At 61.4% G+C, this 12,065-nt stretch carries 13 protein-coding genes; 4 read left to right on the top strand and 9 right to left on the bottom strand.

All coding sequences use genetic code 11. The features are described from left to right. Positions 1 to 312 precede the first annotated feature (312 nt). The 4 genes from CKW15_RS21665 (at position 313) to CKW15_RS21650 (ending at position 5,446) form a co-directional block, all read left to right on the top strand. Positions 313 to 555: an exodeoxyribonuclease VII small subunit gene (locus tag CKW15_RS21665; protein WP_007970180.1), complete on the top strand. Its 243-nt coding sequence runs from the start codon at positions 313 to 315 to the stop codon at positions 553 to 555. Then, positions 552 to 1,439, top strand: coding sequence for a (2E,6E)-farnesyl diphosphate synthase (ispA, locus tag CKW15_RS21660; RefSeq protein WP_095152672.1), 888 nt, complete (start codon positions 552 to 554; stop codon positions 1,437 to 1,439). Before CKW15_RS21665 ends, ispA begins: the two co-directional genes overlap by 4 nt. 91 nt (positions 1,440 to 1,530) lie before the next feature. Then, positions 1,531 to 3,429, top strand: coding sequence for a 1-deoxy-D-xylulose-5-phosphate synthase (gene dxs / locus CKW15_RS21655; RefSeq protein ID WP_095057310.1), 1,899 nt, complete (start codon positions 1,531 to 1,533; stop codon positions 3,427 to 3,429). A gap of 130 nt (positions 3,430 to 3,559) precedes the next feature. Beyond that, a complete protein-coding gene (locus tag CKW15_RS21650; RefSeq protein WP_095057311.1) occupies positions 3,560 to 5,446 on the top strand; it encodes a TonB-dependent receptor domain-containing protein in 1,887 nt (628 codons plus the stop codon). Positions 5,447 to 5,484: 38 nt separating this feature from the next. On the opposite strand, the gene CKW15_RS21645 is transcribed toward CKW15_RS21650, so the two are convergent. The 9 genes from CKW15_RS21645 to ribBA form a co-directional block, all read right to left on the bottom strand. Beyond that, positions 5,485 to 6,285, bottom strand: a complete 801-nt coding sequence (locus CKW15_RS21645) for a cobalamin-binding protein (RefSeq protein WP_095057312.1) — start codon at positions 6,283 to 6,285, stop codon at positions 5,485 to 5,487. Continuing rightward, complete coding sequence (locus CKW15_RS21640) at positions 6,285 to 6,704, bottom strand: MFS transporter (RefSeq protein ID WP_095057313.1); 420 nt, start codon at positions 6,702 to 6,704, stop codon at positions 6,285 to 6,287. The genes CKW15_RS21645 and CKW15_RS21640 overlap by 1 nt, the downstream gene beginning before the upstream one ends. Then, on the bottom strand, positions 6,701 to 7,318 hold the full coding sequence (gene ribA / locus CKW15_RS21635; protein WP_095057314.1) for a GTP cyclohydrolase II: 618 nt from the start codon (positions 7,316 to 7,318) through the stop codon (positions 6,701 to 6,703). Before ribA ends, CKW15_RS21640 begins: the two co-directional genes overlap by 4 nt. A gap of 157 nt (positions 7,319 to 7,475) precedes the next feature. Further along, complete coding sequence (locus tag CKW15_RS21630; protein WP_095057315.1) at positions 7,476 to 8,216, bottom strand: ABC transporter substrate-binding protein; 741 nt, start codon at positions 8,214 to 8,216, stop codon at positions 7,476 to 7,478. 39 nt (positions 8,217 to 8,255) lie between these two features. Next, complete coding sequence (locus CKW15_RS21625) at positions 8,256 to 8,759, bottom strand: phosphatidylglycerophosphatase A (protein WP_095057316.1); 504 nt, start codon at positions 8,757 to 8,759, stop codon at positions 8,256 to 8,258. After that, positions 8,756 to 9,721 carry a thiamine-phosphate kinase gene (gene thiL / locus CKW15_RS21620; protein WP_095057317.1) on the bottom strand — a complete coding sequence of 322 codons (966 nt, stop codon included), beginning with the start codon at positions 9,719 to 9,721 and terminating at the stop codon, positions 8,756 to 8,758. Before thiL ends, CKW15_RS21625 begins: the two co-directional genes overlap by 4 nt. 18 nt (positions 9,722 to 9,739) lie before the next feature. Further along, entirely contained in the window at positions 9,740 to 10,240 is a 501-nt protein-coding gene (nusB, locus tag CKW15_RS21615; protein ID WP_095057318.1) for a transcription antitermination factor NusB, read from the bottom strand. Next, positions 10,237 to 10,713 carry a 6,7-dimethyl-8-ribityllumazine synthase gene (gene ribE, locus CKW15_RS21610; protein WP_003228649.1) on the bottom strand — a complete coding sequence of 159 codons (477 nt, stop codon included), beginning with the start codon at positions 10,711 to 10,713 and terminating at the stop codon, positions 10,237 to 10,239. The genes nusB and ribE overlap by 4 nt, the downstream gene beginning before the upstream one ends. Before the next feature lie 245 nt (positions 10,714 to 10,958). Continuing rightward, entirely contained in the window at positions 10,959 to 12,050 is a 1,092-nt protein-coding gene (gene ribBA, locus CKW15_RS21605) for a bifunctional 3,4-dihydroxy-2-butanone-4-phosphate synthase/GTP cyclohydrolase II (protein WP_095057319.1), read from the bottom strand. Positions 12,051 to 12,065: the final 15 nt, after the last annotated feature.

The following is a 12,065-nucleotide window of genomic DNA, read 5'->3' as shown; positions in this document are numbered from 1 at the left end:
GCCCGATCCTCGGCGCGTTACAGAGGTGAATACTGCGTTTCGTCTGAAAGACCCATAAGTGTCGGGTCGTAGATAGAGCGAAGGTTAGCCACTGGGATGTTTTTTAACAATCGGATGTGTCTCAAAGTGCGCATGGATTCACGACCTGTGGTGGGCGCAGTACGCGCTATCAGATTCGCTATCCTGATAACTCGCCACTGTAGGAGCTGCCGAAGGCTGCGCCTACAAGGAGAGTGCGTCGCCGTGAGTTTGCCCATGAACCCCCTATCTGCTAGTGTCGCGCCGGTTTAACGTCAACCGGAAATCGCCGCCATGGCCCGCAAAAAAGCTGCACTGGATTTCGAACAATCCCTCGCCGACCTGCAAACGCTGGTGGAGCGTCTGGAGAATGGCGAATTGTCGCTGGAGGACTCGCTGGCCGCTTTCGAGCAAGGTATCGGTCTGACCCGCGATTGCCAGGCGGCGCTGGCCCAGGCCGAGCAAAAGGTTCAGGTGCTGCTCGAGCGTGATGGCGAGCTGGCCGAGGAACCCTTCGACGCGGATCAACCAGAATGATCGCAGCGTACTCGGCAAGCAGTCAGGCCCGCGTCAACGCAGCCCTGGAAACCCTGTTCACCGCCCCAAGTCCAGAGCTGGCGCGACTGTACGAAGCCATGCGCTACAGCGTGATGAACGGCGGCAAACGCGTTCGTCCGTTGCTGGCCTACGCCACGTGCGAAGCGTTGGGCGGCAAGCCCGAGCAAGCCAACGGCGCAGCCTGTGCCGTGGAGCTGATCCACGCCTACTCGCTGGTGCATGACGATTTGCCGGCCATGGACGATGACGACCTGCGTCGCGGCCAGCCGACCACCCACAAGAAATTCGACGAAGCCTGCGCGATCCTCGCCGGTGACGGCTTGCAGAGCCTGGCCTTCAGCGCCCTGCTCGACCCGCGCCTGAGTTCATCGGACGCCGAGATCCGCCTGCAAATGGTCAGCGCCCTCGCACTGGCCGCAGGCCCGGCGGGCATGGTCGGCGGTCAGGCCATCGACCTCGGCTCGGTCGGCCTGAAGCTGGATCAGAAAGCCCTTGAATACATGCACCGGCACAAGACCGGCGCGCTGATCGAGGTCAGCGTCAAACTCGGCGCCCTGGCCAGTGGCCGTGCCGAGGAGGACGAGCTGAAATACTTGCAGACTTATGCACAGGCCATCGGCCTGGCGTTCCAGGTCCAGGACGATATTCTCGACGTCGAAAGCGATACCGCCACCCTCGGCAAACGCCAGGGCGCCGACATCGCACGGGACAAACCGACCTACCCGGCCCTGCTCGGTCTTGAAGCCGCCAAGGCCTACGCCCTGGAACTGCGCGATCAGGCCCTGCACGCGCTGCGACCGTTTGACGCGGCGGCCGAGCCGTTGCGCGATCTGGCCCGTTATATCGTCGATCGCCGCAGCTGACGGCGATTGCGCCAAAAAAGACCTACGCGTGGGCAGGGGGCGATGCATCAGGTAAACTGCCGCATCTTTTATACCTATAACGATTCGCCTGATGCCCACGACGTTTCATGAGATTCCCCGCAAGCGCCCAACCACGCCCCTGCTCGACCGCGCGAATACGCCGGACGGCCTGCGCCGGTTAGGCGAAGCCGAGCTGGAAACCCTGGCCGATGAGTTGCGCCTGGAATTGCTCTACACGGTCGGCCAGACCGGTGGGCATTTCGGTGCCGGGCTGGGCGTGATCGAGCTGACCATCGCATTGCATTACGTCTTCGACACCCCGGACGACCGGCTGGTGTGGGACGTGGGTCATCAGGCTTATCCGCACAAGATCCTCACCGGTCGCCGCGAGCGCATGGTCACTCTGCGCCAGAAAGACGGCATTGCCGCTTTCCCGCGCCGCTCCGAGAGCGAGTACGACACCTTCGGCGTCGGCCACTCCAGCACCTCGATCAGCGCAGCGCTGGGCATGGCCATTGCCGCCCGCCTGCAAAACAGCGATCGCAAAGCCATCGCTGTGATCGGCGACGGTGCGTTGACCGCCGGCATGGCGTTCGAGGCGCTGAACCATGCGCCGGAAGTGGACGCCAACATGCTGGTGATCCTCAACGACAACGACATGTCGATCTCGCGCAACGTCGGCGGCTTGTCGAACTACCTGGCGAAGATCCTTTCCAGCCGCACCTACGCGAGCATGCGCGAAGGCAGCAAGAAAGTGCTGTCGCGCCTGCCCGGTGCCTGGGAAATCGCCCGCCGTACCGAAGAATACGCAAAAGGCATGCTGGTCCCCGGCACGTTGTTTGAAGAACTCGGCTGGAACTACATCGGCCCGATCGATGGCCACGACCTGCCAACCCTGATCGCCACCCTGCGCAACATGCGCGATCTGAAGGGCCCGCAGTTCCTGCATGTCGTCACCAAGAAAGGCAAAGGCTTCGCCCCGGCAGAAGTCGACCCGATCGGTTACCACGCCATCACCAAACTCGAACCGCTGGGCGCCCCGGCCGTTGCGCCGAAAAAGGCCAGCGGGCCGAAGTACTCCGGCGTGTTCGGTGAATGGTTGTGCGATATGGCGGCTGCCGACTCGCGACTGGTGGGCATTACCCCGGCGATGAAGGAAGGCTCGGACCTGGTGGCGTTCAGCGAGCGTTTCCCGCTGCGCTACTTCGACGTGGCGATTGCCGAGCAGCACGCGGTGACGTTTGCCGCCGGCATGGCCTGCGAAGGTGCGAAACCGGTGGTGGCGATCTACTCGACGTTCCTGCAACGCGGTTACGACCAACTGGTGCATGACGTTGCGGTGCAGAACCTCGACGTGCTGTTCGCCATCGACCGCGCCGGTCTGGTGGGCGAAGACGGCCCGACTCACGCCGGCAGCTTCGACCTGTCCTATCTGCGCTGCATCCCCGGCATGCTGGTGATGACCCCGAGCGATGAGAACGAACTGCGTAAAATGCTCACCACCGGTCACCTGTACAACGGCCCGGCGGCGGTGCGCTACCCACGCGGCAACGGCCCGAACGCGACGATTGAAAAAGACCTCGAACCGATTGAAATCGGCAAGGGCGTGATTCGCCGTCAGGGCAGCAAGGTCGCCCTGCTGGTGTTCGGCGTGCAACTGGCCGAGGCACTGAAAGTCGCCGAGAAGCTGGATGCGACCGTGGTCGACATGCGCTTCGTCAAACCACTGGATGAAGAGCTGGTACGCGAAATCGCGGCCAGCCATGATCTGTTGGTGACCGTCGAAGAGAACGCAATCATGGGCGGTGCCGGTGGTGCTGTCAGCGAATTCCTCGCCCGCGAGAACATCCTCAAGTCGATGCTGCACCTGGGCTTGCCGGACATCTACGTCGAACACGCCAAGCCTGCGCAAATGCTGGCCGAATGCGGGCTGGATGAAGCCGGGATTGAAGCGTCCATTCGCGAACGCCTGCAACTGCTCAACCTCTAACCCCGATACCACACCTGTAGGAGCCGGCTTGCTGCGGGCGGCGTTCCGACGATGGCGCGTCCAAGGACGCCATCGCTGGCAAGCCAGCTCCTACAGGGACTGTGTACTCCTGCGTTTCTACGAAAAAACTATGAATTTCTTCCGCCTCGCCCTGACGCTGACCCTGCTGCCAGCCGGCCCACTGCTGGCCGACACCTTCGAACGCGATCAAGCCCTGAAACTGCCCGACGTGCTGATCAGTGCCAACCGTCAGGTCGAAGCGCGCAACGACAGCAGCGCCGCCAATACCGTGTTCACCCGCGAAGACATCGACCGCCTGCAACCCAACAGCGTCACCGACCTGCTGCGTCGCGTGCCTGGCGTTCAAGTGGCACAAAGCGGCGGACGCGGCAGTTTGCCGGGGGTCTACATCCGAGGCACTCAATCGGCGCAGAGCCTGGTGCTGGTGGACGGCCAACGCATCGGCAGCTCGACCTCCGGCGACAGCAACCTGCAACACATCAACATCGAACAGGTCGAGCGCGTGGAAGTGTTGCGTGGCTCCCGTTCGGTGATTTATGGCAGCGATGCAATTGGCGGGGTGATCCAGATTTTCACCCGCCGTGGCGGCGAACCCGGGTTGCGACCGCAGCTTCATGTCGGCGTTGGCAGCAACCAGACGTGGGAGCGCAGCCTCGGCTTGTCCGGTGGCGATGAACAAACCCGCTTCAACCTCGGCGCCAGCCTTGATGAGACCGCCGGGATCAACCGCACCCACGAGTCGTATCCGAGTGATGGTGACCATGACGCGTACCGCAACAAATCGTTCAGCCTGAGCCTGAGCCATGCTCTGAACGACGACGTCGAAATCGGCGCCAACGTGTTGGAGAACCGTGGCAAGAGCGAGTTTGATAGTCCGTTCGGCCGTTACGACTACGTCACGGGCAACTCTTATCAACAGCAGCCCTACAACGAATTCGATATCAGCAGTGTCAGCAGCTACGTCGACGCCCGGGTCAACGCGGCGTGGAATACCCGCGTCGAACTCGGCCACAGCGAAAACCGCGAGAAGACGCTGGACAAGCTCAGCGATGAACGCAGCGTGTTCAACACCTACCGCGACTCGGTGAACTGGCAGAACGATCTGACCCTCACTGAGCGCAACAGCCTGATGATCGGTGGCGACTGGTACGAGGACCGGATCAACAGCAGCACTGCGTTCGATGAAGACAGTCGCTGGAACCGCGCGGCATTTATCCAGCATCGCTATCGGGCCGACCGTTTTTCCACGGAGCTGGGCTTGCGTCACGACGACAACCAGCAGTTCGGCAGCCAGAACACCTGGAGCGGCACCTTCACCCTGCCGCTGAATCCGGACAACGAAGTGTTGCTGAGTTACAGCGAAGGCTTCCGCGCGCCGACCTTCAACGACCTGTATTACCCGGATTACAGCAACCCGGACCTGAAGCCCGAGACGTCGAAAAGCTATGAACTGCAATGGCGCAGTCAGCTGACCGAGAACAGTCGCCTGGAGGCTTCGCTCTACCGGACAGACCTCGAAGACGCGATCATCTTCGGTAGCAATTCACAGCCTGAAAACGTCGCCTCGGCACGAATCAACGGCTTCGAAGCCGCGTTGAAACAGGAGCTGTTCGGCTGGCAGAGCAACCTTGGCGTGGCGGTCATCGACCCACGGGACCGCGACACCGGCCACACCCTGGCCCGCCGCGCACGACGCACGTTGAGCCTGGACCTGGATCGGCAGTTCGATCGCCTGGGCCTCGGCGCCAGTTGGCAAGCGGTCAGCAGCAGCTATGACGATTTGAACAATCAGCAGCCGTTGGGGGGTTATGCACTATTGGGACTGCGCGGCAATTGGGCACTCAATCGTGAAATCAAGCTGGAGCTGAAGGTGGATAACCTGCTGGACAAGGGTTACAGCCGGGCGATGTATAGCCATGAAGGCAGTCAGTACGGGTATCGCGAGGAAGGTCGGGCGTGGATGTTCGGGGTGACGTGGACGCCGGAGATCCACTGAGATCCATTGTAGGAGGCAGTGTGTCGGTACATCGCAACTCAGCGCTCAGGATCGATCAGTTGACACAGCTTTGCAGTCGCCTCGACCATCTGCCCACTCGGCCGCTCCAGGCCTTTGTCTGTCACTAAGCGTAATTGCTGCTGCTTGACCGCCGCTACTTGCGGCCACGCTTTCCACGCCTCGAGCTGCGCCTGATCACTGGACAGAATCACCTCGGGATTGCGCTGAAGCACGGCCTCTACGCTGACTTGCGGTGCTGGCAGCGGCAGATCGGCAAACACGTTCTTCGCCCCGCAGACGTCCAGCGCATCACTGATGATCTGCCCTCCCCCCACCGTGTACAGCGGTCGATCCCAAACTTGATAGAACACGCGTAACGGCACCTCTCGACGATAGCGTTGGCGCAGTTCACCCAGCCGCTGGCGTAAATCGCCGGCCAATGAAATTCCGCGTTCAGGCCGGCCGAGTTGAGCGGCAATGGTCTCGATCTGTGCGGCGAGTTGGTCCAGGCTTTGGGGCTCGACGACGAAAGTCGGGATGTTCAGACGCTTGAGCTGGTCACGCTGGGCCGGGCCGACACTGCCGGGCCAGAGCAACAGCAAATCAGGTTTCAGGCTGAGCAACCGCTCCATGTCCAGCTGACCGTAACGCCCCACCGAGGGCAGGTCCTTGAGTTCTGCCGGGCGCTCACCGGCATCCAGCACACCCACCAAAAGGTCTGCGGAGCCCAGTTCAACGACGATTTCAGAAAGCGAAGGTGCAAGGCTGACAACGCGTTCGATACCGACGGCCGCGTTGCTGATGACCAGCAGCAGAACCGCCAGCCAGACAGGGCGCATCAACCGAGTTGACGCGGAATACGGTAGAGGTAGAACAGCACCGTGGTCGACAGCGCCAGCAGCACCAGCGGTACGGCTTCAAGCCCGACAAACACTGCCAGCGCACCGATCCACGCCGGCAGACCGGCCGCGAGAAATGCCGTGCGGCGCTTGGCCGCCAGGCTGACCCATGCGGCGGGCTCTTCAGGGGTATCGAGGGCTTTCTGGGTGGCGATCAGCGCGTGTTTATAAGCGCCGAAGAACTTCAGGCTGACAAACATCGAGGCCACACCGGCGATGAACAGCGGCATGGCGAGCACCGGCAGGATCGACTCGCTCTGGCCAAACACTGCGTTGATCACGAAGAGAGGCAACAACGCCAGCGCAAGGTATTGCCACCAATTGACGGACAGTCGCCGCCGCACCTGACCGCGGGTCACGCCCGGTCTGCCTCGCCCTGATGCTCATTGCCCATCATGTGGTCGAGCTTGCTGGCCTTGGTCGCCAGGTAGAGTCGGTTATGCGGGTTGTGCCCGGTGTGCAGCGGCACGCGCTCGGCAACCACGATACCCATGTCGGTCAAGGCTTTGACCTTGCGCGGGTTGTTGGTCATCAGGCGCAGGGATTTCACGCCCAGATGCTCCAGCATCGGCAGGCACATGGCGTAATCACGCTGGTCGGCGGCAAAGCCCAGGCGCTCGTTGGCTTCAACGGTGTCGGCACCGCCGTCCTGCAATTCGTAGGCGCGGATCTTGTTCAGCAGGCCAATGCCACGACCTTCCTGACGCAAGTAAAGCAACACGCCACGCCCCTCACGGGCGATGGCCTGCAAGGCCGCCTCCAGTTGCGAGCCGCAGTCGCAACGCTGGCTGAACAAGGCATCGCCCGTCAGGCATTCGGAATGCAGCCGGCCGAGTACCGGGGCACCGTCGGCAAATTCACCCAGGCTCAGCACGACGTGCTCGCGGCCGGTGGCCTCATCGAGAAAACCATGCATGGTGAATTGCGCAAAAGGCGTTGGCAGCTTGGAAGCGGCGACAAAAACGACAGGCACCGGTGTGCTCCTGATTGAAAGATTCTGAAGTTCGCAGAAAGCGGGCATTGTACCAGCAGCTTCCGGCCGACGCTTAGGCTGAATTACCGGCGATAACTATCAAAAAGTTTGATAGCTACAGATCTGCCATCAAGGTAGGCGCTGCAGCAGGCTGCGCCTACATTTGAGGGTCGTCAAACGGATACGGCTGCTTCCAGCGCTCGAAAATCGGTTTGAGCTCGCCGCTTTTCACCAGTTGATCCATGCGCTGGTCGAACAACGCCATCAATGTGCGGGCCTTGTCGGTCTTGGCAAAACACAGATACAGCGGCAGTTCGGCGATATGGGTGCGGCGCAACTGCGACGGATCCTTGGCCCGGTTGAAGACGTAATCGACCTCGGTCTGGGCATCAATGTAAAAGTCCGCGCGATTGTGAGTCAGCATCGACACGATACCGGTGCGCCGGATCACTTCGTCATAGCGGCGCACGTTGGGCAGGTAATTCTGATAGTCGTAACCACGAATCCACGCCAGCCTGTAAAGACCCAGGGTTTCCAGGGTTGGCACCGGACTGCTCGCCAGCCCCAAGGCGTAGATGTGATCCGTGTCGAAGTTCCAACGGGGATAGAGCACGTCTTCGGATTCTTTGCTGTACGAACCGACGCAAGCATCGACCTCTCCACGCTCGGCCAGGCCCATTGAACGCACATAGGGTTCGGTACGAATGTCCACTTTGACACCCGCTGGCTCGAAGACTTGCCGCAGCACGTCCCAACCCAGGCCACGGCCATCGGTAGCGGTGTAGTCTTCCCAATCTTCGCTGGCCAAGTGAATCACGGACGGCGTCGTCGCTTCCCCCGCCTGAACGAGAGAGCAAAACAAGACGAACACCATCGCCATCAAACCGCGCCCAGCCATCCCTGATCCTCCCACTTATCACCCCATGACCCATTCAGGTCAGGCGAACATCCATACCAACCCTTGCATCGCCAACCAGGCAAATACCCCGGCCAGGACGTCATCGAGCATGATCCCGACACCGCCGTGTACATGCCGGTCGATCCAGCGAATCGGCCACGGCTTGAGAATATCGAAGAAGCGGAACATCAGAAAACCCGCGAGCAACCACTGCCAGCCTTCCGGCACCAGCCACAGGGTGATCCACATCCCGACCATTTCGTCCCAGACGATGCCTTCATGGTCGTGTACCCGCAAATCGTCGGCCACTTTGCCGCACAGCCAGAAGCCGAACAGCATCGTGATGCCCAGCATCAGCCAGTAACCCCAATCCGGCAGCATCTGCCAAATCGGGATAAAGGGTAGCGCCACTAACGAACCCCAAGTGCCCGGTGCCTTTGGCAAGGTGCCCGAACCGAAGCCGAACGCCAGAAAGTGCCACGGATTGCGCCAGACCGACGGCGGTACAAACTCTGCCGGGACCTGTTTGGGGTGATCTGTCACGGTGACTCCCGAAAATGTTGATAACCCCGGGTTTGCGGGGTGATGTCTTGTCCGCTGGCATCGAGCAGTGTCACGCCTTGCCCGTTCACGACGCGCCCGATCACATGGATCGGCCAGCCGTCGGCCAGCAAGAGCGGCAATTCGACGGACGGTAGAGTGAAGGCCAGTACGTAATCATCGCCGCCGCTCAGGGCCGCCACTTGTGCGTCCGCTTGACCGAGAAACGCGACCAATGCCGGCGACAGTGGCAAGCGCTCCCGGTCGATGTGAATAGCGACCTTCGAGGCCAGCGCGATATGCCCGCAATCCGCGAGCAGCCCGTCAGAGATATCCATGGCCGACGTGGCCTTGCCACGCAACGCCTGGCCCAAACCAAGCTGCGGTTGCGGTGACCAGTAATGCGCGAGCAACGGCTCGGCAATGCGCGCTTCGGCTGTCCGCAGGCCCAGCACCAATGGCAACGCACCCGCGGCATTGCCCAAATGGCCGCCCACGCACAGCAGATCACCCGGTTGCGCACCGCTGCGGGTCAACGCCAACCCACCCGGCACACGGCCGAACACGGTCATCGTCAGGCTCAACGGCCCGCGGGTGGTATCGCCGCCGACCAACGCCACGCCGCAGCTTTGCGCCATGAGGTTCAAACCACGGGCATAGGCTTGCAGCCAATCGGCAGTCACCGTCGGCAAGGTCAGGGCAAGGGTAAAGGCAATAGGCGTAGCGCCCATGGCGGCCAAGTCGCTGACCGCGACGGCCAGCGAGCGCTGACCGAGCAGAAACGGATCGCAGGGGTCGGCGAAATGCACACCGGCCACCAGCGTATCGGTAGAGATCGCCAACTGTTCCCCCGGGGGAACAGCCAGCAAGGCGCAGTCATCGCCGATCCCGAGAGCAACGCCTTCGCCGCCCTGCGCACAAGGCGCGGCGGCGAAGAAATTGCGGATCAGCTCAAACTCACCCATTGCAGTTGCAAGCGCCGATCAGCGCTTGAACGCCTTGACTTCAGCTTCACGCAGGCGCGGGGCCAGCTTGTCGAGTACACCGTTGACGAACTTGTGGCCGTCGGTGGAACCGAAGACCTTGGCCAGTTCGATACCTTCGTTGATCACAACGCGGTACGGCACGTCGGCGCGCTTGAGCAGTTCCCAGGTGGACAGGCGCAGAACGGCCAGTTCAACCGGGTCCAGCTCTTCGATGGTCAAGTCCAGGCATGGCGTGAGCGCGGTGTCGATTTCGGTCTTGAACTGCGGAACCCCGTGCAGGATCTCGCGGAAGTAAGCGCCGTCGACATCGCTGAAATCGTTATCGACCCGGAACTGCGCTTCGATCTCGTTCAGCGACTGCTTGGCCATGTGCCATTGGTACAGCGCCTGAGTCGCGAGCTGACGGGCTTCGCGACGCTTGACGCTTTTCGATGGCTTGCCGGCATCCGCAGGCTTTGGATCGCGCGGGTTGAAACGATCGCTTTCGTCGCTAATCACTTGGCCTCCAACTGCGCCAGCAGGCTGACCATTTCCAGAGCGGACAGGGCAGCTTCAGCACCTTTGTTACCGGCCTTGGTGCCGGAACGTTCGATGGCTTGCTCGATGGAATCAACGGTCAGGACGCCGAAAGCGACCGGAACGCCGAACTCCATGGACACCTGGGCCAGGCCCTTGGTGCACTCGCCAGCCACGTATTCGAAGTGCGGAGTGCCGCCACGAATGACCGCGCCCAGGGCGATGATTGCTGCGAACTCGCCTTTCTGGGCGACTTTCTGCGCAACCAGCGGGATTTCGAAGGCGCCAGGTGCGCGGATGATGGTGATGTCGCTTTCGCTCACGCCGTGGCGAACCAGGGCATCAACAGCACCGCTTACCAGGCTTTCAACGACGAAGCTGTTGAAACGGCCCACTACCAAAGCGTAGCGGCCTTTAGGGGCGATGAAGGTACCTTCGATGGTCTTCAGGGTCATTCGATAGATCTCTTAAAGAGCCGGGACGCGTCTCGTACGCATCCCTCAGTGATATTTGAACCGCGAATACAGCGTCGGAATTCTACATCGGCGTTCACTTGCGATCGTCGTGGCGAGGGAGCTTGCTCCCGCTGGCTGCGTAGCGGCCCCTCTTGTGGGCGCTGCGCACCCAAGCGGGAGCAAGCTCCCTCGCCACAGTAAATCAAACAAGCCTTAAGTGAACAACGATGCCAAAACCCGGTGCCCTATTCGGAGGGCACGTATTCTACAACTTCCAGATCGAAACCGGATATCGCATTAAATTTCATCGGTGCCGACATCAGGCGCATTTTGCGCACACCGAGGTCGCGCAGGATCTGCGAACCGGCACCGACAGTGCTGTAGGTGGTCGGTTTTTTCACCGCTTGCTGGTCGGCAGTTTCGCGGATATGCGCGAGCAATACGTCGCCATCGAGCGGGTGACCGAGCAACAGCACCACGCCGCTGCCAGCCTCGGCAACCTTGGCCATGGCGGCGCGCAGGCTCCAGCGGCCCGGTTGCTTGACCATCAACAGGTCGCGCAGTGGGTCCATGTTGTGCACGCGAACCAGGGTCGGTTCTTCGGCGCAGACATTGCCCAGGGTCAGTGCCATGTGCACGTCGCCTTCCACGGAATCACGATAGGTCACCAGGTTGAATTGGCCCAGTTCGCTGTCCAGTGGCTGCTCGGCAATCCGCTGAACGGTACGTTCGTGGATCATCCGGTAGTGAATCAGGTCGGCGATGGTGCCGATCTTGATGTTGTGTTCGGTCGCAAAGGCTTCCAGTTCTGCGCGACGGGACATGGTGCCGTCGTCGTTCATCACTTCGCAGATCACGCCGCTCGGCTCGAAACCGGCCATGCGCGCCAGGTCGCAGGCCGCTTCGGTGTGGCCGGCGCGGGCCAGCGTGCCGCCGGCCTGGGCCATCAGCGGAAAAATGTGGCCCGGGCTGACGATGTCTTCAGCCTTGGCATCACGGGCAGCGGCCGCTTGCACGGTGCGCGCGCGGTCGGCAGCGGAGATGCCGGTGGTCACGCCGGTGGCAGCTTCGATGGACACGGTGAACTTGGTGCCAAAACCGGAACCGTTGCGTGGCGCCATCAATGGCAGCTTGAGCAGTTCGCAGCGCTCACGGCTCATCGGCATGCAGATCAGGCCACGGGCGTGCTTGGCCATGAAGTTGATGTGTTCGGGCTTGCAGCACTCGGCGGCCATGATCAGGTCGCCTTCGTTCTCGCGGTCTTCGTCATCCATGAGGATGACCATCTTGCCTTGGCGGATGTCTTCAACCAGTTCTTCGATGCTATTGAGCGCCACAAGGCACCCCCTTGA

Origin of the sequence: Pseudomonas sp. Irchel s3b5, assembly GCF_900187435.1 — a bacterium.
GTDB lineage: Bacteria > Pseudomonadota > Gammaproteobacteria > Pseudomonadales > Pseudomonadaceae > Aquipseudomonas.
The sequence above is the reverse complement of the archived record's forward strand: the minus strand, read 5'-3'. Positions and strand labels throughout refer to the sequence as shown.

Bases quoted from the DNA above. Each gene is read 5' to 3' on its own strand.
- CKW15_RS21665 (WP_007970180.1), top strand. From the start codon at position 313: ATGGCCCGCAAAAAAGCTGCACTGGATTTCGAACAATCCCTCGCCGAC.
- ispA (WP_095152672.1), top strand. From the start codon at position 552: ATGATCGCAGCGTACTCGGCAAGCAGTCAGGCCCGCGTCAACGCAGCC.
- dxs (WP_095057310.1), top strand. From the start codon at position 1,531: ATGCCCACGACGTTTCATGAGATTCCCCGCAAGCGCCCAACCACGCCC.
- CKW15_RS21650 (WP_095057311.1), top strand. From the start codon at position 3,560: ATGAATTTCTTCCGCCTCGCCCTGACGCTGACCCTGCTGCCAGCCGGC.
- CKW15_RS21645 (WP_095057312.1), bottom strand. From the start codon at position 6,285: ATGCGCCCTGTCTGGCTGGCGGTTCTGCTGCTGGTCATCAGCAACGCG.
- CKW15_RS21630 (WP_095057315.1), bottom strand. From the start codon at position 8,216: ATGGCTGGGCGCGGTTTGATGGCGATGGTGTTCGTCTTGTTTTGCTCT.
- thiL (WP_095057317.1), bottom strand. From the start codon at position 9,721: ATGGGTGAGTTTGAGCTGATCCGCAATTTCTTCGCCGCCGCGCCTTGT.
- ribE (WP_003228649.1), bottom strand. From the start codon at position 10,713: ATGACCCTGAAGACCATCGAAGGTACCTTCATCGCCCCTAAAGGCCGC.